Source organism: Mesorhizobium sp. HAY1-8B (assembly GCF_056868045.1).
Genome location: NZ_CP200321.1, coordinates 346,036 through 367,887, shown reverse-complemented (window position 1 = coordinate 367,887; position 21,852 = coordinate 346,036). Strand labels below are relative to the sequence as shown.

Here is a 21,852-nt window from a genome sequence, read left to right as displayed (position 1 = left end):
GCGGCAAATTAGATCGATTCAATTCGCAGTCAAGCGTCGGTCGCAGGGGAATGCTTGGACCAAAGGCCGAAATGGGACAGGATTGTTCGTGTTAGACTTGTCTGACGTTGGAGATCAGCGAAAACGCCTCTGCCTTCGTCATCCACGAGCGTAGCGACGCTGCGCAGACCCTAGATGACGAAGGCGCGGAAGTCTGGCCCATCCGCGACGCCGGAAGAACCTAATGATCCTTAGGCCGCCTGGCCTCGAATTCGGCTTTCTTGGCGTCCGACGCTTCTGTCTGGTTGAGCGCCTGCCACTCGGCGTAAGGCATGCCGTAGACGATCTCGCGCGACTGGTCCTTGGAGAGATCGACACCCTCGGCGTTGGCGGCCTCGCGATACCAGTTCGAGAGGCAGTTGCGGCAGAAGCCGGCGAGGTTCATCAGGTCGATATTCTGCACGTCGTTGCGTTCTCTGAGATGCTCGACCAGCCGGCGAAAGGCAGCGGCCTCGAAGTCGCGCTTCTGCTCGTCGCTGAGTTTGGTCATCGAAACCTCCGTCATAGCGGCCCGGTGCGCGAGCCGAACATTTTCACGACATGTATATCGGGACGGCGGTCGATGGCGTCAACGATCGGCGCCAGGCGCCCGGCCCACGCGATCGCGCCCTTCTGGTCTGAAATCAGGTCCTGGCGGATCTCGATCAACGCGTGGGCATAGCCATTGATAATGGCATGCTTGAACATGGTGTCGCCACGCAGCGCGCCGTCATAGGGCTCATTGTCACCGACGACGAGGCTCTTGTCTTCGGCAAGCATGTCGATCAGCGGCCGCGCCACCCGGTCGTCCCGATCCCAGAGGATGCCGACATGCCACGGCCTCTGCCTGCCCTGCATGACCGGGGTGAAGGAATGCACCGAGAAGATGAAGGGCGCCTGGCCGGAAGCCTGCGCGACCGAGGCAATCAAGGCGCCGACAGCGTCGTGATAGGGCCGGTAGAAGCGGTCGAGCCGCCTTTCGCGCTCCTCGGGTGCGAGCGGATAGTTTCCCGGCACGACAGTGCCGTCATAGAGCTGGCGGATGAGCGTCGGATCGTCCTCGCCACGATTGGGGTCGATCAAGAGCCGTGAAAAGTTGGCGATCAGCGCAGGCACGCCGAGCAAGGCCGCAAGTTCGCGGGTCACCGCTTCGACGCCGATGTCGTAGGCGATGTGGCGGTCGAATTCCGCCGCCGGCAGGCCAAGGCTGCCATAGTCCTCGGGCAGGTCGCGGCGGGCATGATCGGCCAAAAGCACGATGCCTCGCTTGCGGTCGCCCTCGACGATATCGAAAGGCGCGAAAACTGTGGATCGGGTCATTGGCGGGAGATGGTCTGTTCGCTGGCTTCCGGGGAGGATGCTATCGTCATTCCACGAAGACGACGCGTGCGCAATGCCGTTGTTTGGCCAAGGTTTCCGATGAAATCTGGCAAGGGGCGACGGATAGTGCGCCGGGAGCCTTCCTAAATCGATTGGAATTGGTCCAAACGGCGCGTTGACATGCGCGCGGACTTTTCCGAAAAGGGGCGCAGAGAGATGCTGATGTGGTTCTTGAGGGGTATTGGGATGGGTTCCGCCGGCAGGCAGCGCATGCGCTCTGCCTTTGCCATGCCGCTCCTGATCCTGACCGTTGGGGTGTCGGCGGTGGTCATGGCCTCGCCGGCGCGCGCCGATTTCCGCGTCTGCAACGCCACGCAGAACCTGGTCGGCGTCGGCATCGGCTATCGCGCCAAGGCCGGCTGGATCACCGAGGGCTGGTGGCACATTGAAGGATCGAGCTGCAAGACGTTGATCGAAGGGCCGCTGTCATCAAGGTTTTACTATCTTTATGCAGAAGACGCCGAGCGCGGTGGACGCTGGGACGGCCCGATCAACATGTGCGTGGCTGAAAAAGAGTTCAAGATCGCCGGCGTAAACGACTGCGTCGCCCGGGGCTTCCAGCGCGCCGGATTTCAGGAATATGACACGGGCGAACAGGCAAGCTGGATGGTCCAGCTGACCGATGAGCCCGCAACGGGAGGCGCCCCAGCCGCCCCGGGAACCAACAGTCAATGAGACGCAGCCGCAAGGTCAAGATCCTAGCCACAATCGGTCCGGCCTCCTCCTCCGAGGAGATGCTGAAGAAGCTGTTCGAAGCGGGCGCCGATGTGTTCCGCATCAATATGAGCCATACAGATCACGAGCTGATGCGCACGCTGGTCGGACGCATCCGGGCCGTCGAGGAGCAGGTTGGCCGGCCGATCGGTATCCTCGCCGACCTGCAAGGCCCCAAGCTGCGCGTCGGCAAGTTCGCCAATGGCAAGGAAGTGCTGACACCGGGCCAGACCTTCACACTCGACGACAATCCCGAGCCGGGCACGTCGACCAGGGTCTACCTGCCGCATCCGGAAATCCTGAGTTCGGTCGAGGCCGGTCACCGTCTTTTGATCGACGACGGCAAGCTCGAACTGAAGGCGGTTAAAAGCGACGGCAAGTCGATCGTCTGCACCGTCGTCGCAGGCACCACGATTTCCGACAAGAAGGGCGTCAGCCTGCCCGACACCGACCTGCCGGTCGGCGCGCTGACCGAGAAGGACCGCAAGGACCTCGACGCGGTGCTCGCAACGGGCGTCGACTGGATCGCGCTGTCCTTCGTGCAGCGCCCCGAAGATCTGGCCGAAGCGCGCAAGATCGCGCGCGGCCGGGCGCTGATCATGGCCAAGATCGAAAAGCCGCAGGCCGTTTCCCGGCTGGCCGAGATCATCGAATTGTCCGACGCGCTGATGGTCGCCCGCGGCGATCTCGGCGTCGAAATGCCGCTCGAAGCCGTGCCCGGCATCCAGAAGCAGATCACGCGCGCCGCGCGCCGCGCCGGAAAGCCGGTGGTGGTCGCCACGCAGATGCTGGAATCGATGATCACCGCACCGGTGCCGACCCGCGCCGAAGTGTCGGATGTTTCGATCGCCGTGTTCGAGGGCGCCGATGCCATCATGCTGTCGGCGGAATCGGCGGCGGGTGCCTATCCGGTCGAAGCGGTGGCGATGATGAACCGCATCGCCACCAAGGTCGAAACCGATCCGACCTATGCCGGCATCATCAACGCGCAGCGCTCCGAGCCGGAAGCGACCGGCGCCGACGCCATTTCGCTGGCCGCCCGTGAAATCGCCGAAACGCTGAAACTGTCGGCCATCATCACCTACACCGCGTCCGGCACCACCGGCCTGCGTGCCGCCCGTGAGCGTCCCCAGGTGCCGATCATCGCGCTGTCGCCGATCGTCAACACCGCGCGGCGGCTATCGCTTTTGTGGGGCACGCATTGCGTGGTCTCGCCCGATGCCACCGATCTCGACGACATGGTCAACCGCGCCTGCCGCATTGCGCTGGAAGAAGAGTTCGGCAAGCCCGGCGACCGCGTCATCATCACGGCCGGTGTGCCGCTGAGGACGCCCGGCTCGACCAACATGCTGCGCATCGCCTATGTCGGCTCGGACGTGCAAAGCAGCCGGTAATCTGCTGATTTCCCGACGCAACCATCCGGCGCGATTTTGTGCCGAGGTCGCTGTGGCCATATTGCAACGAAGGCACGGACAATGATCCCGGCCTTTGTCTCGACACAGGGTCGCCGCGATCGCCTCCACAAGGCACGGGTGAGGCGGCATCAACGGTCGCCCCTCGCCGTCGGCCTTCCCATCATTTTGAGAGTATAGTGAATGTCATCTCTTGTTTCGCGCCGGTCGCTTCTGACCGGGCTGTCGCTTGTTGGCATATCGGCCATCTCGGCCTGTGCCCAAATGCCCAGACAGTCGATCGGCATGGTAGCTCCTCTCAATCCGCCGCCGCTCGAGCCGGCACCAGAAAAGGCGCCGATCGAAGATGCGGCGCCTGAAGCCGCCGCCCCGGCGTCGCCCGATTACGCCAGCATGTATAGCGCGGCCGAAGATGGCGGCCATTCGCTGCCGGCGATTCCCGTCAGCAAGGTCGACGGCCGGTTCCTGCGGCAGATCGTCGACGATCCGACTGGAGAAAAGCCCGGCACGATCGTGGTCAACACGGCAGACAAGCACCTTTACTGGGTGCTCGAGGACGGCAAGGCGATGCGCTATGGCGTCGGCTTGGGGCGCCAGGGTTATTCCTGGAAGGGCCGCGCGATCGTCCAGTGGAAACGCAAATGGCCGACCTGGACGCCGCCTTCGGCAATGATCCGCAGGGATCCGAAGCTGGAAAAATGGCGCCAGGGCATGCAGCCCGGTGTCAGCAACCCACTGGGGTCACGCGCGCTGTACATCTTCAAGGACGGCGTCGACACGCTCTATCGGATTCATGGATCGCCGGACTGGAAGTCCATCGGCAAGTCAGCGTCATCGGGCTGCGTGCGCATGTTCAACCAGGATGTCATGGATCTTTACGAGCGGGTTCCTGGCAAGACACCGCTGCTGGTCATCTAGCGTAGGGCTCAGCGTAGCCGCCTCTTCCCTGTCGGCCAAAGGAGATCAGGTCGGAGCGAGCTCGGCCTGAGGCTCCTTGAGGTCGGCGCATTTGCCGGCGCCATAGGCGTCGCCGGCAATCCGCGCTTCCGCCGTTCTGGCCATCGCCGCCAGATCGATATCCTTGCCGGCGACCTTCTCGATAGCGCCGACGACGAGGTCGGGGGTGATCCAGTCCGGCTTGTGGCCGAGATTGTGCACCCAGACGAGCTCGGCGCCAGCTATGTCGCGTACCAAGCCGACGGAATGGATGTGGGCGTAGACGACCTTGTCGCGGTCGCCCGAAATGACCACGGTCGGTGCCGTGATCTCGTTGTAGTGCGGTGCGGCACCAAGCGCGTAGCTGTAGAGGCCGGCAACGTCGGTGGCATTGGCGCGAAAGACCGATGGCCGCAACACCAGCGGGATCGCGGCCATGCCGAGATAATTGTCCGGCACCTTGTTGGGCGCGAACACGCAGGTCGTGGCGTCCGCCATTTGCAGTGTTCCGGCCGGGTAGGTCAGCGTCTTGGAAAACAACCAGCCGATCACCGGAATGGTGGTCAGGTCGTAGTACCAGGACGTCGCGCCGCCCGGCCAGGGATGGGTTGCCGGCGCCAGGAAGACGAGACCGAGCGTCTTGTCGGCATGCTCGCGGCCGAAAGCGGCTGTGACCACGCCGCCGAAGGAGTGGCCGACGATGATCGCCTTCCTGATGCCGAGACGGTCCATCAGGGCGGCGATGGTGGCCGCCTGCGCCGAAGGGTTTTCATTGTTGCCGGCGCCGCGCCCGGACCAGCCATGACCCGGCCGGTCGAAGAACAGCATCTCGGCGCGGCCTTCGAGCTCCGGCCTCAGCGGCAGCATCTGATCCCTCAGATTGGCGCTGGCGCCGTGGATGAAGACGATTGGCGGCAGGTCCGCCTTGGTGGAGGCGGGGATATGGACATAATGGATGCGTGCGCCTTTGATGTCGGCAAATTCGCCAACCGGCTGGTCGCGGCGCTCGATCAGCCATGAGCCGACGCGGGTAACGCCGATCAGGGCAAGGACGAGTGCGAGGATAAAGGTGACCGCGGCGTAGATCAGGTTCATGCGGGGAGATACGAGGTGGGACGGGATTAGTTCTGGTAGGGCAGTAGGGCTGTGGGTTCCGCAGGATCCCCTACTGCCTTGCTGCCGTATTCCCTTACTCCCTTCAGAGTATCAAATGCCTTCGCCGGCAAGCTCTTCCGAAAGGGTGGCGACCTGGTCCTGGGCGCTGCGCATCATCGGGTAGATGGCCAGCACCTTCTGCCAGGCTTCGAGCGCCGACTGCTTGTGGTCGGTCAAAGCCATGATCTGCGCCAGACCCGACAGCGCGCCGAAATGCCGCGGCTCAAGCTGCAGCGTGCGGTCGATGTCCGACATCGACTTGCCGTAGTTCTTCATCATGAAATGCACCGTGGCGCGCCGGTTCCAGCCCTCGGCATAGCTCGGCTGCAAGGTCACCACCTGGTCGAGGAAATCGAGCGCGACGTCGAACTTCTGGTTGTCCATCGCTTTTTGCGACCACAGCATCATCAGGTCGATCGAGGCGCTGCCGGACTGGGACCATTCGTTCCAGATATTGCCGGCGATGCGTTCGGCGGCTTTTTCGTTGCGTTCGCGCTTGAGGTCGGAGAACAGCTTGTCCAGCCGAGCCTGTTTGGTCATCGGCGGCGCCGGAGCCTCCGGGGTGGCGGGCACTGCCGGCTGGTCGTCCGCGGCTCTGGCCGGCAAGCTTATGGCACCGCAAACAAGCAGAGCTGTCAAAAATGCAAAAAGAATCCGCATCGCCCGATCCTAGTCCCGGGCGGCGGAACATCAAAGTGATTTTAGCGTGAGAAGGTCGGCGGGCCGACAAGCATCAAGGGGCGGAGGCAAAAGCCTCCGGCCGAAAACTCAACCCTGGCGCGCCTTGTAGCGCGGGGCGGTCTTGTTGATGATGTAAACGCGGCCCTTGCGGCGAACCAACTGGTTGTCGCGGTGACGCGCCTTCAGCGCCTTGAGCGAATTCTTGATCTTCATGGTCTTGCCTGTCGGTGTGGACCCGGTGCCGGGTCGAAATTTTAAGGCGCGCCAGAAGACGCGCCTTTTGAACGGTGGGTGGCTCATAAACGAGGACCCTTGTCCGTGTCAACCGCAAGCGTGCGCCGCATCCTGATATCATCAAATATCCGCAATGTCGTCCCGGCGGCATTGCACCGCTCCGGGCGGACTGGGAAGATACGCTGTATCTCAAGTGATTTGGGGACCATCATGCGCCCAACGTTCTTGTCCGCCTGCCTTGTCTTGTTGGTGGGAGCGTCGGTTGCTCGCGCACAGGAATGCGACCGCTCCGACGACAGCCAGCAGATGATGAACATCTGTGCCGGAGCGGATTACCAGGCCGCCGACGCCAAGCTCAACGCGGCCTATCAGAACCTGATCGGCTCGGATGATGCCGATGGCAAGAGATTGCTGCAGGCGGCGCAGCGCGCCTGGATCGCTTTCCGCGACGCCGAATGCGCGCATATCACCGCCGCCAGCACGGGCGGTTCCATCCACGCGATGGAGGTTTCGCAATGCCTGACCCGGTTGACCAACGACCGCATCAAACAACTCGCCGCCTCGGCCAATTGCGAGGAAGGCGATGCGAACTGCGCCAGTTCCGACGAGGTTGAAGGCGACGAGGTGCAGTAAACTGCGTCCGCGATAAAGCGGTTCACCGTTTCACGGAAACGCCGATCCGATCTATCTTATTGTTTGCACGCAATTCCGGACGGAAAACCGTGTCACACTTTTCCTGGAATTGCTCCAGTGATGCGGGTGAAGTGGCCCATCTTGCGGCCGGGCCGCGCCTCGGCCTTGCCGTAGAGATGCAGCATCAGATCGGGCTCGGCCAGCAGGGCCGGCACGCGCAGCACGTCGTCGCCGATCAGGTTTTCCATCACGCAATCGGAATGGCGATCCGGGCTGCCGAGCGGCAGGCCGGCAACGGCACGGATGTGCTGCTCGAACTGTGAAACGACGCAGGCGGCTTCGGTCCAGTGGCCGGAATTGTGGACGCGCGGGGCGATCTCGTTGGCCAGTAGCGAACCGTCGGCCAGCACGAAGAACTCGACGCCGATGACGCCGACATAGTCGAGCGCGGACAATATCCTCGATGCAGCCGCACGCGCCGCTGCCGCCGTCTCGGGCGTGATGGCGGCCGGCAAGGTCGAAGTGTGGAGAATGCCGTTGCGATGCACATTCTCGGCCGGGTCATAAGCGACGACCGCTCCGTCCAGCCCCCGTGCCGCGATCACGGAGATTTCGCGATCGAACGGCACGAAGCTTTCCAGGATCAGCGGTACATTGCCCATCGCCTCGCAGGTGCCGGCGAAGCCGCCCGTTTCCATGTTGCGGAAGACCCGCTGGCCCTTGCCGTCGTAGCCCATGCGCCGCGTCTTCAGGATGCCGCTGCCGCCGAATGTCTTCAGCGCCGCCGTCAGCTCGCCGTCGGTGTCGACCGGACGAAAATCGGCGGTGGCGATGCCGATGCCGTTGAGGAATGTCTTTTCGTTCACCCGATCCTGCGCCACGTCAAGCGCGCGCGCCGGCGGATAGACCGCGACGTTGGCGGCAAGCGCTTCTGCCGCGGCGACCGGCACGTTCTCGAACTCGTAGGTAATGACGGCACTCGCGGCCGCCAGTTCGGCAAGGGCGGCTGGATCGTCATAGGCAGCTGTTATCTGCCGGTTGGCGACCTGGGCAGCGGGGCAATCCGGCTGCGGCTCCAGCACGATGGTGCGGTAGCCGAGGCGGGCGGCGGCCATCGCCAGCATGCGGCCAAGCTGGCCGCCGCCGATGATTCCGATGGTCGATCCGGCGGGCAGGCTCACGGCGTATCCGTCGGTTCAGCGGCGACCTTGGCGGTCTGCGAGGCTCGCCAGGCGTCGAGCCGCTGGGCGAGCTTGTCGTCGTTCAGGGCCAGCACGGCGGCGGCCAGGAGGGCTGCATTGGCCGCACCGGCCTTGCCGATGGCCAGCGTCCCCACCGGAATGCCGGCCGGCATCTGCACGATTGAGAGCAGCGAATCCTGTCCCGACAGCGCCTTCGATTCCACCGGCACGCCGAATACCGGCAACGGTGTCATCGCCGCCGTCATGCCGGGCAGGTGCGCCGCACCCCCGGCGCCGGCGATGATCACCTTGTAGCCGGCGGCCTTGGCGCCCTTGGCGAATTCATAGAGCCGGTCGGGCGTGCGATGCGCTGATATGATCAGCCGTTTGTGCGGAACGCCCAGCGCCTCCAGCGTTTCGGCAGCCTGGCGCATCGTCGCCCAGTCGGACTGGCTGCCCATGATGATGGCGACGTCGGCGCGTTGGTCGTTCAAGCTATTGCTCCCCGGCGACAAAGGCGCGCCTTAGCGGAATTCGCGCGGGGCCGCAAGGATTTCAGGCCATCGGCCAGATGCCGACGGCCACAATCCGGGTCAAACCGCCGCCTTGCGGAAGCGGGCGACGAAGTCGTCAAGCTCGGGCCGTTCCATGTCGGAGATCGCCCAATAGGAGAAGGCGCCGTCGCTCCATTGCACCATCGAGAAGCCGCCCGAAGAAAGGTCGTCGGGCTGAGTGGCCTTGCCGCCCTGCTTCGGTTCGGCGACCAGCGTGATCAGGTGTTCGCGGTGGCGGTAGACCAGGGCCGGCACCGGCCTGCCCGATATCACCTCGACCCGACCGCCGATCAGCGCGTAACCGTCCTGGGCAAGGTCCGGCGCCGGCGGCGAGACGCCGATCCGGGCGTCGAGCCAAGGCTTGACCGTATGGCGGTCGGACGAGACGATGTCGATCGGGCTCGCCGCAAGCAGGCTGCGGCGATGGCCGCTGGCGACCGCGGCGGCAAAGCCGTCATCGACGCCACTCTGCATCACCCATTGCGTCGCCCCGCTGGCGAGCACCGCGCTGATCATGATCGACGCCGCCATGGCGCGCCAATCGAACGAGCCGAAGCGGCGCGCTCTTGGCGATGGGCGCGCCAGGGAAGGACGTGTCCCGGCTTCCCGTCTCTGGCCGCCGCCGGCGCCTGCAATCAATCCCGGCAATGCCGACGGCGCGCCCCGCTGCGGCTGCGCCACCTCGGCCGGCGCCTGTTGTTCGGTGCCGGCCATGCCGATCGCCGCAATGCGGGCGCGAAAGGCGTCGCTGACATCGGGGCGCGGCAAGCGGCTGACGGCGCCTTGCAAGGCGACAATGCGGGCATGCTCGGCGGCAAGCGTGGGGTCGGCAGCGATGCGCCGTTCCACGGCCAGTGCCGCGGCCGCATCGAGTTCGCCATCTACCAGAGCGTGGATCATCAGCCTGATGCCTTCGGGATCATTGGGCAGTCCGTCGTCGTGCGTCATGACGCTCTCCCCAGTTCAGACGCCAGCAGACCGCGGGCGCGCGCCAGCCTGGACATGACCGTGCCGATCGGCACGGCAAGCATGGCCGATATTTCGCGGTAGCTGAGGCCGTTGATATCGCGCAGCACCAGCGTTTCGCGAAATGGCTGTGGCAAGGCGGCGATCGCGGCCTCGAGTGCCGCCGTATCGGCCCTGGCGATCAGGCTCGCCTCCGGGCCGTCCTCGTCCGGCAGGCTGCTGCCGTGTGCCGCGGCCATGTCGTCGAGATCGCCGAGATCGCCGACGGCCATCATGGCGCGCGGCCGGTTGCGCGACATCCAGGTGTAGGAGGTGTTGCGCACGATGGTCAGCAGCCAGGCGCGGGCGTTGCCGCCGGCATAGCCTGACATGCCGGCATGTGCCTTGATGCAGGCGTCCTGCACGACATCCTCGGCGTCGGCGGCATTGCCGGTCAGCCAGCGGGCAAGCGCCAGCGCGTCGCCGAGATGCGGCAGCACCACCTCGTTGAAGCGTTGTGCCTGCGCCCTCTCGCTCAAAGCAGCACCATGATCCGATACCCCGGGAGGAACAGGCCGTGCGCTTTCAGAGAGCGACGGCGATCTTGCCCTGCCTGCGCGGGCGAAACCCGCGGAAGCAGGCAACGCCGCCTGCTGTGGTGAAAGTGAATTCATCTGTGTCACCAGTGTCAAGCGTCCTGAAGGAGGGACTGGTGACGATCTTGCTCGCCAGCACATGGTGACGGCTGACGCCGCAACCATATCCGCTGTCCTGGCAATGATGCGGCATGCCGATCTCCTCAACGCCAGCAGTGGCGTATACCGAGGAGACTTGTCGCGCCGCCGGTTTATTCCCGCCGCGTGCAAATCCGGCTGATCACAGTCGTGTGATCGGCCCGGGGCATTTCGGGATTGCCGGTCGGCCTGGTACTCAATCCGGCCAGCGCAAGACGCCGGACGAATCCTTGTGGGCGGCTTTCATCGCATCGGCGGGACGGTCCTTCGCGGTTAGTATGGCGCGCAGCCGTTCCGCGACGATCTCGGCCTCGCCGGGATGCAGATTGCAGGGGTCGAGGAAGAAATGGCCGCGCTCGATCTCGTGGTTGCGCACGATGATCGGCGGCGAGCCCGAGGCAAGCGCCGAGGTGAGCCCGGCGGCGGTAAAGCGGCTCTCCGGCGATACGAAGATCTGCAGCCGGTCGAGCGGATTGGCTGTCGGGTCGGGAATGATCTTGGCAAAGATGCCTGGGATCCCCTGCAGCGCGTCCTTCCACAGGTTGAGCGCGGCCTCCTCGCGCCGGCGGATGCCGGCGTGGTCGCGCTTCTCCCAGGCTTCCAGTGCCGCCATGGTGCCGGCGATGCTTTCCTTGCCGACCTTCATGGCCCGCGCCACGCCGCGGTTCTGCAGATAGGCTGATCGCACCAGATCCTTGCGGCCGGTGACGATGCCGCTGGTCGGCCCGCTCAGGAATTTGTGGCCGCTGTAGATGACGACGTCGGCGCCGCGCGCCAGAAAACCGCGCAGATCGTATTCGGACGCGGCATCGACGATCACCGGCACGCCCTTGGCGTGGCAGATCTCGCAGAACTCCTCCAGCGACAGCATGCCGTACTGCACGGTGTGGTGGGCGACGACGTAGAGGCCCGCAGCCGTGCGCTCATTGATCGCTTCACGCACATGATAGTCCTGCGTCACGCTGACCGTGCCGGCGGGTACCACCCTGGCGCCGGCGACGCGGACCGACTGGTCGATCGGTGCGCCGTAGTTGACGATGTGGCCAAGCTGGATGACGACCTCCGACTTGAGGTCGCCGGTATCATCGGGCAGACGCTCGATGGCGAGCAGGTTGGTTCCGGTCATCGCACCGGCGATCGCCATGGTGATGCCGCTGGCGCAGCAGGCGGTGATGAAGCCGGCCTCGCCGCCGGTGAGGCGCGCGACGACGGTGCTAGCGGCACGCTGCAGATCGTCCATCTCCACCCATTGCGAGGCCATTTCGGCCATGGCGCTGATCGCTTCCGGGACGATGATCGATGCGCCAAGCGCGGTCATGGTGCCCGAGACATTGATGATTGGCCTCAAGCCCAGCCGTTCGCGGATGGTGGTGTTGGAGCCGGTGTCGGAATAGGTTTTCATGTGAGCGGATCCCGTGGGTGGCAGATCAGGCGGCGATCTCGACGACCGCTTCGATTTCGACAGTGATGTTTCCAGGCAGCGAGCCGACGCCGATGGCCGAGCGGGCATGGCCGCCGATCTTGTCGAAGACATCGGCGAACAGGTCGGAACAGCCATTCACCACCTTTGGGTGGTCGCTGAAGGTCGGCGTCGCGTTGACGAAGCCGAGCAGCTTGACGACGCGCACGATGCGGCCGAGATCGCCGGCGGCGGCATGCATGACGGCGAGCAGATTGAGCCCGGTCAGGCGCGCATGCTCATAGGCCTGCTCGACGGTCACATCCTCGCCGACCTTGCCGGTGCAGAGCGTGCCGTCGGCGCGCAGCGGGCCCTGGCCGGACAGGAAGATCAGCCGCCCGCTCTCGGCATGGGTGACGAAGTTGGCGATCGGGGTTGGCGGCTCGGGCAGCGTCAGGCCCAGTTCGGCGAGCCGGATGTAAGGCGTCATGGAAGAAGGCTCCCTTGGTTGGCTTCAGCCATCCGATATTCAAAAATGAGACGGCGTCAGCCGTCCGATGTCAGAAATGCGAGGCGCGGAAGCGCGCCAGGAAGGTGCGGAGGCGCTCGTTGGTGGTCTCCGCCGCGAGAATCTCCTTGGGCGGGCCGACGGCGCTGACGCCGCCATCGGCCATGAAGACGATGCGGCTCGAGGCGTCGCGGGCAAAGGCCATTTCGTGCGTCACCATCAGCATCGTCATGCCGTCCTCGGCAAGGCTGCGCACCACGGCCAGCACCTCGCCGACCAGTTCGGGATCGAGCGCCGAAGTGATCTCGTCGAGCAAGAGGATCTTCGGCTCCATCGCCACGGCGCGTGCGATGCCGACGCGCTGCTGCTGGCCGCCGGAAAGCTCCGCCGGCAAGCTGTCGGCCTTGTGGGCGAGGCCGACGCGGCCGAGCCAGTGTTCGGCGGCCTGGCGCGCTTCGGCCTGGCTCTTCCCGCGCACCTTGGTCAAGCCCAGCATGATGTTGCCGGCCGCCGTCAGGTGCGGAAACAGGTTGAAGCTCTGGAAGACCATGCCGGTCTCGGCACGCATGGCGGCCAAGTCGCGCTCGCTGCGGCGCTGGCGCGTTCCGGCTGAGAGATAGCCGACCTCCTTGCCGTCGATGCGGATCGAGCCGCTATCGTAGCTTTCGAGGAAATTGACGCAGCGCAGCAGTGTTGTCTTGCCGCTCCCGGAGGGTCCGATGACGGTGACCACCTCGCCACGCTTAACCTGAAGGCTGACGGAACGCAGCACCTCGACGGCGCCGAAAGCCTTTGAGACATCGCGCACTTCGAGCAGTGCCGGATTGGCGTTTGTGGTGTCGGACATCTGCTATTCCCGAATGAAGGAGAAGCGCCGCTCGAGCCGCCGGCTGGCGAGCGAGAGCGCGTAGTTGACCGCGAAATAGATCAGCGCGCCGAGGATATAGAGCGGCATCGCCTCATAGGTGCGGCCGATGACCTGGTTGATGGCCTGCATCAAATCGGTGATGCCGAGCAGCGAGACCAGGGCGCTGCCCTTGACCGCGTCGGTGACGCCGTTGATCCAGGGCGGCAGGAAGCGCCTGAAGGCCTGCGGGAAGATGACGTAGGTCAGCCGCTGGCGGAAAGTCAGCCCGATCGCCATTGCGGCCTCGGACTGTCCCTTTGGAATCGAGGCGACCGCGCCCCTGAGATATTCGATGACCTGCGCCGTCTTGAACAGGGTCAGCGCCAGCACCGCCGCCCAGAACGACGGCAGATGAAGTCCGATGGCGGGCAGGCCGTAATAGACGAAGAACATCAGCACCAGGATCGGAATGCCACGGATGGTGTCCGAGAAGATGCGCACCGCCCAGCGCAACGGGGCGGGACCGTAGACCAGGGCGACGCCCAGCAGGACGCCGGCGATGAGCGACAGGACCACGACCAGAAGCGATACCCAAAGGGTCAGGGCGAAGCCTTTGGCGAGGAAAGGGAGAGCGTAGAGGATCTGGCCCAGCATATCAGCGCGCCGCCCTGAACCGGCGTTCGACGAGCCTGAGGGCAAAAAGCAAGGCGTAGCCGGTCACCAGATACATCGCCGTCGTCACCAGATAGACCTCGACGATCCGGAAGGTGTTGAAGTTGATCCACTGGGCGCCGAAGGTAAGCTCGGGCACCGAGATGACCGAGGCGATCGAGGTGTCCTTGAACAGCGAGATGAAGGTGTTGGACAGCGCCGGCAGCGTGATGCGCAGCATGGTCGGCAGGCGCACGTGGAGCAGCCTTTGCCAGGGTGTCAGGCCGATTGCCTTGCCGGCATCGAGCTGGCCGCGCGGGACAGCCTCCAGGCCCGAGCGAAACACCTCGACCAGATAGGCGCCGCTGTAGACCGAGAGTGTCAGGACAAACGAGGTCGGCGCGCTGTAGGCCAGGTCGACCACGGTCGGCAGGCCATAGAAGACAAGGTAGACCAGCAGGATCAGCGGCACGTTGCGGATGAATTCGACATAGGCGGCGATGATCGCTCGCACCACGCGCCCGGCCGAGACATACCAGACCGCGAGCACCAGCCCGATGACGACGCCGATGGCGATCGAGATGACGGCAAGCTCGAGGCTGAGCAGCAGACCGCCCCACAGTTTGTCGAAATGCCGCCAGATCAGATTGAAATTGAGGGCATAGCCCATGCGTCCGCCTCGGTGTGAAGGGCGTCGGAAGAAGTAGGCGGAAGGGCGCGGAATGCCCCTTCCGCCCGCTGGGTCAGATGACCGGGAACCCCGGATGACGCGCCGGCGGCTCCTGGCCGAAATAATCCTTGAAGGCGGCGTCATAGAGCGCCGATTCATGGCCGAACATGGCAATGGTGAAGGTCTGGTTGACGAAGGTCAGCCAGTCGAGGTCGCCTTGCCGAAGCGCGGCGCCGTAGAGCATCGAATACCAGCTCTTGCCGGCGTCGAAATATTTGTCCGGATTGCGCGAGGCGAGCCAGCGCACGGTGGACAGATCGACGGCGGCAGCGTCGGCGCGCTTGGATTCCAACGCCTGCAGAACGTTGGCCTGGGTGTCGATCTGCAGCACCTGCGCCTGCGGAAGGGCGTAGTGGACGGAGCTTTCGGCGTCGACATTCTGCAGGATGGAGATGCGCGTCGCCGAACCGCCGGCAAGCAGCTTGTCGAAGGTCTTGTTCTCGGCGGTGGGAAGCGTCAGCAGGGCAACGCCTTCGACATAGTACGGCCGGGTGAAATTGATCAACTGCGAGCGCTGCGCCGTCATCGTCATGAACTGGATGGTGATGTCGACCTTGTTGGTGGTGACGTTGGGGATGCGCTGCGCCGGATCCTGCATGACGAACTCGACCTTGGTCGGATCATCGAACAGGCCCTTGGCAAGGATGCGCCCCATGGTGATGTCCATGCCGACCAGTTCGCCGGCATCGTTCTCGAAATGCCAGGGCGCGTTGGTGCTGCCGGTGCCGACGATCAGCTTGCCGCGATCGAGCACGGTGCGCAGCAGGCTGTCGGACGCGGCCTGGGCGGCGGCCTTCTGCGCATCGACGGTTGCCAGCACGCCGGCGGTGGCCAGTCCCGCCATTCCCAATTTCAGAAAATCACGTCTTCCGGATGTGTCGTTCACGGCGACCTCCTTTCGTGTTGTGTTCCCCTATGCACAGGCAATACACGCGACGGTGATCATCAGAAGATTGTCTCTTACAAGAGACGCATGTATCCTGTACAAGACAGATACTACCACCAGGAATCGACAATGCAAGATGGCAATGCCTTGGCCGTTTCGGCCGACGAAAAGACGACGGCTTCCCGCGAAAAGGGCCTCAACCGGGTGCTCGAGATCCTGGACTTCCTGCACACGACGCAGCGCGCGATCGGCATCGGCGACCTTGCCAAGGGGGTGAATGCGCCGCGCTCGACGACCTACACGCTGGTGCGCTCGCTGGTCGACGCAGGCCTGCTGGAAATGGCCGGCGACGGCAACCGCGTCTATTTCGGCAAGAAACTCTATCTCTATGGAATGGACTATGTGCGCGGCAACGATCTGCTGCGGCGCGGGCGCCAGGAGGTCGACCATCTGTCGCGCGAGACCGGGGAAACCTCGGAACTGTGCATGCTGCAGAGCGGCCGCTACACCATCGTCCACTCCAGCCCCGGCACCAGGCCGTTCCGCATCAGCTCGGCCACCGGCCTGCAGATACCGCTGCCCTGGACCGCTTCGGGCCGGCTGCTTCTGGCGGGGCTGGAGCGGGCCGCGATCGAGGACATGGTGTCGCAGGACGATCTCGTGCTGCCCGATGGTCGCAAGCTGCGGCTCGATGATTTCATCGCCGACATCGCCAAAGCGCGGGTCACCGGCTACTGCGTCACCTCGGGGCTTGTCGACGCCTACACCAAATGCCTTGCCGTGCCGGTCTTTTCAGCGCCGGGCAAGGTCGAGGCGACGATGTGCCTGGTGGTTCCGATCGATACCACCGAGGAGCGGACCGGCAGTCTCATCGGCCTGCTGCGCGAGCGGGCCGGCAGGCTCTCTATCGGGGGATAGGCGAAACGTGACGAGGATCGCGCGGCCCGCGGCTCAAGCGATGATGTCGGGAATGATCTTGTCTTCCAGCTTCATCAGCCGGTCCTTCAGCGCCAGCTTCTTCTTTTTCATGCGCTGGATCTGCAGCGGGTCGCAATTGGTGGCGATCATCGCGTTGATCGCCGCGTCGAAATCGGCGTGTTCCTGCTTCAGCCGGGAAAATTCGAGGCGAATATCGGCCTGTTCCTGATCGGACATTCTCTACCGTCTGCACGTCTGCGGCGCCCAAAACTGGGCCTGATTGGGCGGGGGCGGCAATTTCTGCCACCGGCGCGCAGCCAATATCACATTTCACATTGCCGTGGAATGCTACCACGCAGCATTCGACATCGTTGTCGGAAGGTGGCAAAGTGTCATTGTGCCGTCACAGAAGCGACCTGCGGTGGACGCGCCTTTGGCGGCTGCAATCGAGGAAACCATGAAAGGGAGAACCAATCATGTCTCTTGCATCCCATCTTGATGAGTTGCAGCGGAAACACGGCGACATCGAACGCGAAATCGATGACGCGATGAACCACCCGTCGGTGGACGACCTCGAAATCGTGAATCTCAAGCGACGCAAGCTGGCACTCAAGGATGCGATTGAGAAACTGAAAGCGCAACCGACCACGCATTGATGCCCGACTGACGTAGCCGCCACTATGCGGTCTTCCTTGCCGGCGGCAACCGCCGCCGGTGCAGGTGGTTTGATTTTCAACACTACGTCATAAGCCGCAGCTAATATCCTTCCGGTCACCGTTTTACGCCTCGGCCACCGCTGGATCGTGCCCTGTTTGGGCGCAGGCGGGGGTCAATTGCGGCCAGTGGCGACCTGTCGCCATTGACAAGCCATCTTTGCTCCTCCACCTCATGCCCGGACTTCAGCGCATCGGCCCCGGGGAGTGCTTGTGCGTCCGAGCGGACGTACGGGGCTTCAGAGACAAAAGGCTGCCGGCATGACCGGATATTTTTCCTTTCCCTTCCCTCGCCGCACCTCGGTCGGCGTCGATGTCGGCGGCGTGGTCGTCGGCGGCGGCGCCCCGGTTGTCGTGCAGTCGATGACCAACACCGACACCGCCGATATCGACCAGACGGTCGCGCAGGTTGCCGCACTGCACCGCGCCGGTTCCGAGATCGTGCGCATCACCGTCGACCGCGACGAGAGCGCCGCCGCCGTGCCGCGCATTCATGAGCGGCTTCTGCGGCTCGGCATCAATGTGCCGCTGGTCGGGGACTTCCACTATATCGGCCACAAGCTGCTCGCCGATCACCCGGCCTGCGCCGAGGCACTGGCCAAATACCGCATCAATCCAGGCAATGTCGGCTTCAAGGACAAGAAGGACCGGCAGTTTACCGATATCGTCGAGATGGCGATCAAGCACGACAAGCCGGTGCGCATCGGCGTCAATTGGGGCTCGCTCGACCAGGAACTGCTGACCCGACTGATGGATGACAATCAGGACAAGGGTTTTCCGCTGACGGCGCAGGAGGTGACGCGCGAGGCGATCGTGCAGTCGGCGATCCTGTCGGCCGAGATGGCCGAAGAGATCGGCCTGGGCCGCGACAAGATCATCCTGTCCGCCAAGGTCAGCGGCGTGCAGGACCTGATCGCCGTCTATACGGAACTCGCCACCCGCTCCGACCATGCGCTGCATCTCGGCCTCACCGAGGCCGGCATGGGTTCGAAAGGCATCGTCGCCTCGTCGGCGGCGATGGGCATCCTCTTGCAGCAAGGCATTGGCGACACCATCCGCATCTCGCTGACGCCCGAGCCGAATGGCGACCGCACGCGCGAGGTGCAGGTGTCGCAGGAATTGCTGCAGACGATGGGCTTCCGGCAGTTCGTGCCGATCGTCGCCGCTTGCCCTGGCTGCGGCCGCACGACATCCACCGTGTTCCAGGAACTCGCCCAGAACATCCAGGCGGATCTGCGCAAGAACATGCCGGTGTGGCGCGAAAAATATCCGGGTGTCGAGAACCTCAAGGTCGCGGTGATGGGCTGCATCGTCAACGGCCCTGGCGAATCCAAGCATGCCGATATCGGCATTTCGCTGCCCGGCACCGGCGAGACGCCGACGGCGCCTGTCTTCGTCGACGGCAAGAAGGCGGCGACGCTCCGCGGGCCAGCGATCGCGGCGGATTTCGAGAAAATGGTCGCCGACTACATCGAGCAACGGTTCGGTCGCAGCGGCAAGGCCGCGGCAGAGTAGGCCAGATGCGGCGTTTCCCCCGGGCGGCGCTGATTGTCCTGTGCAGTGTGGCTTGGTCGACGCTTGCCCAGGCCGATCCGCCGCAATCGGCCAAGCAGCGGCTGATCGACAAGGTCTGCAATTTGATCCAGGCCCATGCCGACCAGAACGGCCTGCCCCGGGATTTCTTCGCCCGGCTGATCTGGAAGGAAAGCCGTTTCGACCCCAGCGCCGTCAGTCCCGTCGGCGCCGAGGGCATCGCCCAGTTCATGCCGGGCACCGCCAAGATGCGAGGGCTCGAAAATTCCTTCGACATCAACCAGGCGATCCCGGCCTCGGCGAAGTATCTCGCCGAAATGAAGACCAGCTACGGCAATCTTGGCCTGGCCGCCGCCGCCTACAATGCCGGCGAAAGCCGGGTGTCGCGCTGGCTGGGTTCGGGCGGTTTCCTGCCGATGGAGACCGAGAGCTATGTCTTCGACATCATGGGCGAGCCGGTCGACAAGTTCACCGACCCCGCCTATGCCGGGCAGGTCGCGCCGCTCGACGCCAAGACGGATTTTGCCGTCGCCTGCCGCAAGCTGCCGGTGATCATGTCCCAGACCGTGGCGATGGCCTCGATCAACGTCAAACCATGGGGCATCCAGGTGGCCGGCAATTTCCGCCGCAGTGCCGCAATCAGCCAGTGGCTGCGGGTGAGGAGCCGTTTTCCGGCTCTGCTTGCCGGTCATGATCCGGTGGTGAGCCGGGTGCGTACGCCGATCGGCCGGCGCGGCATCTACGCGGTCAGGATCGGAATCGACGACCGCGCCGCCGCCAATGTCATCTGCCAAAAACTGCAGAGCGTCGGCGGGGCCTGCGTGGTGGTGCGCAACCGTTAAGGGCTGAAGCCGGCTCAATGCTTGAAAGAGAATCGAACGTGAAAGCCAGGATCGTCCTGCTCAATGGCGTCGGCAGTGCCGGCAAAAGCTCGATCGCCAAGGCGTTGCAGACAATAACCGCCGAACCGTTCCTGCATGTCCAGATGGACACCTTCATCGAGATGCTGCCCGATGCCTTGCAGGACCATGCTGGCGGCTTTTCCTACGAGACCATCCGGCAAGGCGGCCAGCCCTCGGTCGTGATCAGGACCGGACCGACGGGAGCGCGTGCCCTGCGCGGCATGCGCCACGCCGTCGCCGCCATGGCCGTGCAAGGCAACAACCTGATCGTCGACGATGTGCTGTGCAATGGCGAAATGCCTGAATATGTCGAACTGTTGTCGGCCTTCAATCTCCATCGGGTTGGCGTCATGGCGCCCCTGGAGGTCCTGGAAGCCCGCGAAGCCCAGAGGGCCGACAGGCGGCCGGGCCTGGCGCGATGGCAATATGGGCGCGTGCACGCGGGCATAGTCTACGATCTCGAGGTCGACACCAGCCATCTCACCCCGCTGGAATGCGCCCGTCGCATCCAGCAACAATTTCGACTATAGGCGGCGATGGATCGGCCGGGTTTGCCCTGCCTGCGAAACGACAAGGGCAACGGAATGTTCGACGCCTACATTATCTGCGGCACGCCGAGAACCGGCAGCACGTTGCTGTGCAAGCTCCTGGCATCCACCGGGACATCAGGCGATCCGCACTCATTCTATCGGCGGCAAGACGTGCCGGAGTGGGCCGAGGAGTGGGGACTGCCCGGCCGCGACACGATGGGCGAGCTTGAATTCAATGTTGCCTATCTCGATGCGGCCATCACCGCCGGCAAGGGCGGCACCGCGATTTTCGGCCTGCGCCTGATGCGCGAAAACCTGGATGAACTTTCGGCGATCCTCGACCGGATTTTCCCAGGGCTGGCCTCGGACACGGCGCGTTTCGAAAGAGCTTTTGGCCGCGTTCTCTACATACATCTGTCGCGGGAGAACAAGCTCGCGCAGGCGGTCTCGCTGATCAAGGCACAGCAGACCGGCCTTTGGCACATCGCGCCTGACGGCACCGAGATCGAAAGGGTCGCACCGGCGCAAGACCTCCAATACAATTTCGAGCGGATCAAAGAACAGCTTGGCGAACTTGAATCCTATGACGCGGCCTGGAACATTTGGTTCACGGCGCAAGGCATAACGCCGCTGCGGGTTGGCTATGAGCATCTGTCCGCCGATCCGGCGGCGGCGTTGCTGGGCATTTGCGAGGCCCTCGGCGTTCAGCCTCCGAATGCCGACGAGATCCGGCCGGGCGTCGCAAAGCTCGCCGACGAGACAAGCCTCGACTGGATGCGCCGCTTTCGTCTGGACGCGGCCAGCTGAGTATAGAAGGCCGAGCAGGCGCAAACGTCATCGGCGGCGTGGATTGTGCCTGTCGGGTATGGCAAGCATTTGGGCTATAGGCGGCGACATGACCGATTTGATCTACAATGATCCCGACTTCGTTCAGTTCTACGACATCGAGAATCAGGATGGCCGCTCCGATTTCGACTATTGCATCCGTCTTGCGCGGGATGGCGGCTCGGTCCTCGATCTTGGTTGCGGCACCGGTCAACTGGCAGCCGACTTGGCCGAAAGGTGCAGCGTCACCGGTGTCGATCCCGCATCGGCCATGCTCGATGTCGCGCGGCGCAGAGCCGGCGGTGACAAGGTCGACTGGGTTGTTGCCGACGCGCGAACGGTGCGGCTTGGAAGACGGTTCGATCTGGTGCTGCTGACCGGTCACGTGTTCCAGGTTTTCCTGACAGAGGCGGATCAGCGGGTGGTGCTGCGCACCATCGCTGAACATCTCGCTCCCGGTGGGCGCTTTATCTTCGACACGCGAAATCCCGCCGTGGAGGCGTGGCTGGAATGGACGCCGCAGCGCTCCGAACGGATGGTGGAGCATCCCAGCCTTGGCACCGTCAGGGCCTGGTATGATGCCGACTGTGATGCCGCCACTGGGGTGGTCACCTATTCGACCTTTTATGAAATTCCGGGCGGCAGACCGATTCTGGGCGCTGAATCGAAAATCGCGTTTCCGAAAAAGCAGGATCTCGCCGGGATGCTGGGCGAGACCGGCCTGCTGGTGGAGCAATGGCTCGGCGACTGGCAGGGCGAACCCTATGCGGACACCTCTGCGGAAATCATCCCGATCGGTCGGCTGCGCTGATCCGGCAGCCCAGCCGGATACA

General features: G+C 64.0%; 28 protein-coding genes. 11 read left to right on the top strand and 17 right to left on the bottom strand.

Annotated elements, in window-relative coordinates; genetic code table 11:
- Positions 1-220 precede the first annotated feature (220 nt).
- Together AC1VON_RS01855 and AC1VON_RS01850 are read right to left on the bottom strand one after the other, a co-directional pair.
- Positions 221-529: a DUF1244 domain-containing protein gene (locus AC1VON_RS01855; protein WP_202325602.1), complete on the bottom strand. Its 309-nt coding sequence runs from the start codon at positions 527-529 to the stop codon at positions 221-223.
- 11 nt (positions 530-540) lie between these two features.
- Positions 541-1,338 (bottom strand): N-formylglutamate amidohydrolase, encoded by a 798-nt coding sequence (locus tag AC1VON_RS01850; protein WP_172348175.1) that lies wholly within the window; start codon positions 1,336-1,338, stop codon positions 541-543.
- A 288-nt stretch (positions 1,339-1,626) separates the two neighbouring features.
- Here AC1VON_RS01850 and AC1VON_RS01845 point away from each other — a divergent pair, with 288 nt between their 5' ends.
- From AC1VON_RS01845 to AC1VON_RS01835, 3 genes are all read left to right on the top strand, one after another.
- Positions 1,627-2,073: a DUF1036 domain-containing protein gene (locus AC1VON_RS01845; protein ID WP_483126256.1), complete on the top strand. Its 447-nt coding sequence runs from the start codon at positions 1,627-1,629 to the stop codon at positions 2,071-2,073.
- Complete coding sequence (gene pyk / locus AC1VON_RS01840; protein WP_172348177.1) at positions 2,070-3,506, top strand: pyruvate kinase; 1,437 nt, start codon at positions 2,070-2,072, stop codon at positions 3,504-3,506. Before AC1VON_RS01845 ends, pyk begins: the two co-directional genes overlap by 4 nt.
- 201 nt (positions 3,507-3,707) lie before the next feature.
- Positions 3,708-4,442 (top strand): L,D-transpeptidase, encoded by a 735-nt coding sequence (locus tag AC1VON_RS01835; protein WP_483120209.1) that lies wholly within the window; start codon positions 3,708-3,710, stop codon positions 4,440-4,442.
- Positions 4,443-4,487: 45 nt separating this feature from the next.
- Here the strand turns inward: AC1VON_RS01835 and AC1VON_RS01830 are convergent, their stop codons facing one another.
- The 3 genes from AC1VON_RS01830 to ykgO all read right to left on the bottom strand — a co-directional run bounded on the left by AC1VON_RS01830 (position 4,488) and on the right by ykgO (position 6,509).
- Positions 4,488-5,555, bottom strand: a complete 1,068-nt coding sequence (locus AC1VON_RS01830; protein ID WP_483120207.1) for an alpha/beta fold hydrolase — start codon at positions 5,553-5,555, stop codon at positions 4,488-4,490.
- A gap of 111 nt (positions 5,556-5,666) precedes the next feature.
- Positions 5,667-6,275, bottom strand: a complete 609-nt coding sequence (locus AC1VON_RS01825; protein ID WP_172348180.1) for a tetratricopeptide repeat protein — start codon at positions 6,273-6,275, stop codon at positions 5,667-5,669.
- Between the two features lie 108 nt (positions 6,276-6,383).
- Complete coding sequence (ykgO, locus tag AC1VON_RS01820; protein ID WP_006327841.1) at positions 6,384-6,509, bottom strand: type B 50S ribosomal protein L36; 126 nt, start codon at positions 6,507-6,509, stop codon at positions 6,384-6,386.
- Positions 6,510-6,629: 120 nt separating this feature from the next.
- On the opposite strand from ykgO, the gene AC1VON_RS01815 reads away from it, so the two are divergent.
- Positions 6,630-7,163 carry a lysozyme inhibitor LprI family protein gene (locus AC1VON_RS01815; RefSeq protein ID WP_483120204.1) on the top strand — a complete coding sequence of 178 codons (534 nt, stop codon included), beginning with the start codon at positions 6,630-6,632 and terminating at the stop codon, positions 7,161-7,163.
- A gap of 92 nt (positions 7,164-7,255) precedes the next feature.
- Here AC1VON_RS01815 and AC1VON_RS01810 read toward each other — a convergent pair whose 3' ends face one another.
- The 11 genes from AC1VON_RS01810 to AC1VON_RS01760 all read right to left on the bottom strand — a co-directional run bounded on the left by AC1VON_RS01810 (position 7,256) and on the right by AC1VON_RS01760 (position 15,556).
- The gene (locus tag AC1VON_RS01810; protein WP_172348182.1) at positions 7,256-8,344 is read right to left on the bottom strand and encodes a 5-(carboxyamino)imidazole ribonucleotide synthase; all 1,089 of its coding nucleotides are present in this window, start codon (positions 8,342-8,344) and stop codon (positions 7,256-7,258) included.
- Positions 8,341-8,838: a 5-(carboxyamino)imidazole ribonucleotide mutase gene (purE, locus tag AC1VON_RS01805; RefSeq protein WP_027141852.1), complete on the bottom strand. Its 498-nt coding sequence runs from the start codon at positions 8,836-8,838 to the stop codon at positions 8,341-8,343. The genes AC1VON_RS01810 and purE overlap by 4 nt, the downstream gene beginning before the upstream one ends.
- 99 nt (positions 8,839-8,937) lie before the next feature.
- A complete protein-coding gene (locus AC1VON_RS01800) occupies positions 8,938-9,846 on the bottom strand; it encodes an anti-sigma factor family protein (RefSeq protein ID WP_172348183.1) in 909 nt (302 codons plus the stop codon).
- Complete coding sequence (locus AC1VON_RS01795) at positions 9,843-10,382, bottom strand: sigma-70 family RNA polymerase sigma factor (RefSeq protein ID WP_172348184.1); 540 nt, start codon at positions 10,380-10,382, stop codon at positions 9,843-9,845. The genes AC1VON_RS01800 and AC1VON_RS01795 overlap by 4 nt, the downstream gene beginning before the upstream one ends.
- Positions 10,383-10,428: 46 nt before the next feature.
- Positions 10,429-10,632: a hypothetical protein gene (locus AC1VON_RS01790; RefSeq protein ID WP_172348185.1), complete on the bottom strand. Its 204-nt coding sequence runs from the start codon at positions 10,630-10,632 to the stop codon at positions 10,429-10,431.
- A 141-nt stretch (positions 10,633-10,773) separates the two neighbouring features.
- Entirely contained in the window at positions 10,774-11,979 is a 1,206-nt protein-coding gene (locus AC1VON_RS01785) for an aminotransferase class V-fold PLP-dependent enzyme (protein WP_172348186.1), read from the bottom strand.
- A gap of 25 nt (positions 11,980-12,004) precedes the next feature.
- Positions 12,005-12,466, bottom strand: a complete 462-nt coding sequence (locus AC1VON_RS01780) for a RidA family protein (protein WP_010911960.1) — start codon at positions 12,464-12,466, stop codon at positions 12,005-12,007.
- A gap of 70 nt (positions 12,467-12,536) precedes the next feature.
- Positions 12,537-13,331, bottom strand: a complete 795-nt coding sequence (locus AC1VON_RS01775) for an amino acid ABC transporter ATP-binding protein (protein ID WP_172348187.1) — start codon at positions 13,329-13,331, stop codon at positions 12,537-12,539.
- 3 nt (positions 13,332-13,334) lie between these two features.
- Positions 13,335-13,985 (bottom strand): amino acid ABC transporter permease, encoded by a 651-nt coding sequence (locus AC1VON_RS01770; RefSeq protein ID WP_172348188.1) that lies wholly within the window; start codon positions 13,983-13,985, stop codon positions 13,335-13,337.
- Between the two features lies 1 nt (position 13,986).
- The gene (locus AC1VON_RS01765; RefSeq protein ID WP_172348189.1) at positions 13,987-14,652 is read right to left on the bottom strand and encodes an amino acid ABC transporter permease; all 666 of its coding nucleotides are present in this window, start codon (positions 14,650-14,652) and stop codon (positions 13,987-13,989) included.
- Between the two features lie 73 nt (positions 14,653-14,725).
- Entirely contained in the window at positions 14,726-15,556 is an 831-nt protein-coding gene (locus AC1VON_RS01760; protein ID WP_171883346.1) for a transporter substrate-binding domain-containing protein, read from the bottom strand.
- A gap of 171 nt (positions 15,557-15,727) precedes the next feature.
- On the opposite strand from AC1VON_RS01760, the gene AC1VON_RS01755 reads away from it, so the two are divergent.
- Positions 15,728-16,516, top strand: coding sequence for an IclR family transcriptional regulator (locus tag AC1VON_RS01755; protein ID WP_172348190.1), 789 nt, complete (start codon positions 15,728-15,730; stop codon positions 16,514-16,516).
- Between the two features lie 33 nt (positions 16,517-16,549).
- On the opposite strand, the gene AC1VON_RS01750 is transcribed toward AC1VON_RS01755, so the two are convergent.
- Positions 16,550-16,753, bottom strand: coding sequence for a YdcH family protein (locus AC1VON_RS01750; protein ID WP_010911954.1), 204 nt, complete (start codon positions 16,751-16,753; stop codon positions 16,550-16,552).
- Positions 16,754-16,992: 239 nt separating this feature from the next.
- On the opposite strand from AC1VON_RS01750, the gene AC1VON_RS01745 reads away from it, so the two are divergent.
- The 6 genes from AC1VON_RS01745 to AC1VON_RS01720 all read left to right on the top strand — a co-directional run bounded on the left by AC1VON_RS01745 (position 16,993) and on the right by AC1VON_RS01720 (position 21,830).
- Positions 16,993-17,172 carry a YdcH family protein gene (locus AC1VON_RS01745; RefSeq protein ID WP_010911953.1) on the top strand — a complete coding sequence of 60 codons (180 nt, stop codon included), beginning with the start codon at positions 16,993-16,995 and terminating at the stop codon, positions 17,170-17,172.
- Between the two features lie 318 nt (positions 17,173-17,490).
- Entirely contained in the window at positions 17,491-18,744 is a 1,254-nt protein-coding gene (gene ispG / locus AC1VON_RS01740; RefSeq protein WP_172348191.1) for a flavodoxin-dependent (E)-4-hydroxy-3-methylbut-2-enyl-diphosphate synthase, read from the top strand.
- Between the two features lie 5 nt (positions 18,745-18,749).
- Complete coding sequence (locus AC1VON_RS01735) at positions 18,750-19,604, top strand: lytic transglycosylase domain-containing protein (RefSeq protein WP_172348192.1); 855 nt, start codon at positions 18,750-18,752, stop codon at positions 19,602-19,604.
- A 38-nt stretch (positions 19,605-19,642) separates the two neighbouring features.
- Positions 19,643-20,194 carry a chloramphenicol phosphotransferase CPT family protein gene (locus tag AC1VON_RS01730; protein ID WP_172352831.1) on the top strand — a complete coding sequence of 184 codons (552 nt, stop codon included), beginning with the start codon at positions 19,643-19,645 and terminating at the stop codon, positions 20,192-20,194.
- Positions 20,195-20,248: 54 nt separating this feature from the next.
- Positions 20,249-21,001, top strand: coding sequence for a Stf0 family sulfotransferase (locus tag AC1VON_RS01725; RefSeq protein WP_172348193.1), 753 nt, complete (start codon positions 20,249-20,251; stop codon positions 20,999-21,001).
- Between the two features lie 88 nt (positions 21,002-21,089).
- Entirely contained in the window at positions 21,090-21,830 is a 741-nt protein-coding gene (locus tag AC1VON_RS01720; RefSeq protein WP_172348194.1) for a class I SAM-dependent methyltransferase, read from the top strand.
- Positions 21,831-21,852: the final 22 nt, after the last annotated feature.

What these genes read in the sequence shown, in the direction of transcription:
- AC1VON_RS01855 (WP_202325602.1), bottom strand. Translation starts at nt 529, where the DNA reads ATGACCAAACTCAGCGACGAGCAGAAGCGCGACTTCGAGGCCGCTGCC.
- AC1VON_RS01850 (WP_172348175.1), bottom strand. Translation starts at nt 1,338, where the DNA reads ATGACCCGATCCACAGTTTTCGCGCCTTTCGATATCGTCGAGGGCGAC.
- AC1VON_RS01845 (WP_483126256.1), top strand. Translation starts at nt 1,627, where the DNA reads ATGCCGCTCCTGATCCTGACCGTTGGGGTGTCGGCGGTGGTCATGGCC.
- pyk (WP_172348177.1), top strand. Translation starts at nt 2,070, where the DNA reads ATGAGACGCAGCCGCAAGGTCAAGATCCTAGCCACAATCGGTCCGGCC.
- AC1VON_RS01835 (WP_483120209.1), top strand. Translation starts at nt 3,708, where the DNA reads ATGTCATCTCTTGTTTCGCGCCGGTCGCTTCTGACCGGGCTGTCGCTT.
- AC1VON_RS01830 (WP_483120207.1), bottom strand. Translation starts at nt 5,555, where the DNA reads ATGAACCTGATCTACGCCGCGGTCACCTTTATCCTCGCACTCGTCCTT.
- AC1VON_RS01825 (WP_172348180.1), bottom strand. Translation starts at nt 6,275, where the DNA reads ATGCGGATTCTTTTTGCATTTTTGACAGCTCTGCTTGTTTGCGGTGCC.
- ykgO (WP_006327841.1), bottom strand. Translation starts at nt 6,509, where the DNA reads ATGAAGATCAAGAATTCGCTCAAGGCGCTGAAGGCGCGTCACCGCGAC.
- AC1VON_RS01800 (WP_172348183.1), bottom strand. Translation starts at nt 9,846, where the DNA reads ATGACGCACGACGACGGACTGCCCAATGATCCCGAAGGCATCAGGCTG.
- AC1VON_RS01790 (WP_172348185.1), bottom strand. Translation starts at nt 10,632, where the DNA reads ATGCCGCATCATTGCCAGGACAGCGGATATGGTTGCGGCGTCAGCCGT.
- AC1VON_RS01785 (WP_172348186.1), bottom strand. Translation starts at nt 11,979, where the DNA reads ATGAAAACCTATTCCGACACCGGCTCCAACACCACCATCCGCGAACGG.
- AC1VON_RS01780 (WP_010911960.1), bottom strand. Translation starts at nt 12,466, where the DNA reads ATGACGCCTTACATCCGGCTCGCCGAACTGGGCCTGACGCTGCCCGAG.
- AC1VON_RS01775 (WP_172348187.1), bottom strand. Translation starts at nt 13,331, where the DNA reads ATGTCCGACACCACAAACGCCAATCCGGCACTGCTCGAAGTGCGCGAT.
- AC1VON_RS01770 (WP_172348188.1), bottom strand. Translation starts at nt 13,985, where the DNA reads ATGCTGGGCCAGATCCTCTACGCTCTCCCTTTCCTCGCCAAAGGCTTC.
- AC1VON_RS01765 (WP_172348189.1), bottom strand. Translation starts at nt 14,652, where the DNA reads ATGGGCTATGCCCTCAATTTCAATCTGATCTGGCGGCATTTCGACAAA.
- AC1VON_RS01760 (WP_171883346.1), bottom strand. Translation starts at nt 15,556, where the DNA reads ATGGCGGGACTGGCCACCGCCGGCGTGCTGGCAACCGTCGATGCGCAG.
- AC1VON_RS01755 (WP_172348190.1), top strand. Translation starts at nt 15,728, where the DNA reads ATGCAAGATGGCAATGCCTTGGCCGTTTCGGCCGACGAAAAGACGACG.
- AC1VON_RS01750 (WP_010911954.1), bottom strand. Translation starts at nt 16,753, where the DNA reads ATGTCCGATCAGGAACAGGCCGATATTCGCCTCGAATTTTCCCGGCTG.
- AC1VON_RS01745 (WP_010911953.1), top strand. Translation starts at nt 16,993, where the DNA reads ATGTCTCTTGCATCCCATCTTGATGAGTTGCAGCGGAAACACGGCGAC.
- ispG (WP_172348191.1), top strand. Translation starts at nt 17,491, where the DNA reads ATGACCGGATATTTTTCCTTTCCCTTCCCTCGCCGCACCTCGGTCGGC.
- AC1VON_RS01735 (WP_172348192.1), top strand. Translation starts at nt 18,750, where the DNA reads ATGCGGCGTTTCCCCCGGGCGGCGCTGATTGTCCTGTGCAGTGTGGCT.
- AC1VON_RS01725 (WP_172348193.1), top strand. Translation starts at nt 20,249, where the DNA reads ATGTTCGACGCCTACATTATCTGCGGCACGCCGAGAACCGGCAGCACG.
- AC1VON_RS01720 (WP_172348194.1), top strand. Translation starts at nt 21,090, where the DNA reads ATGACCGATTTGATCTACAATGATCCCGACTTCGTTCAGTTCTACGAC.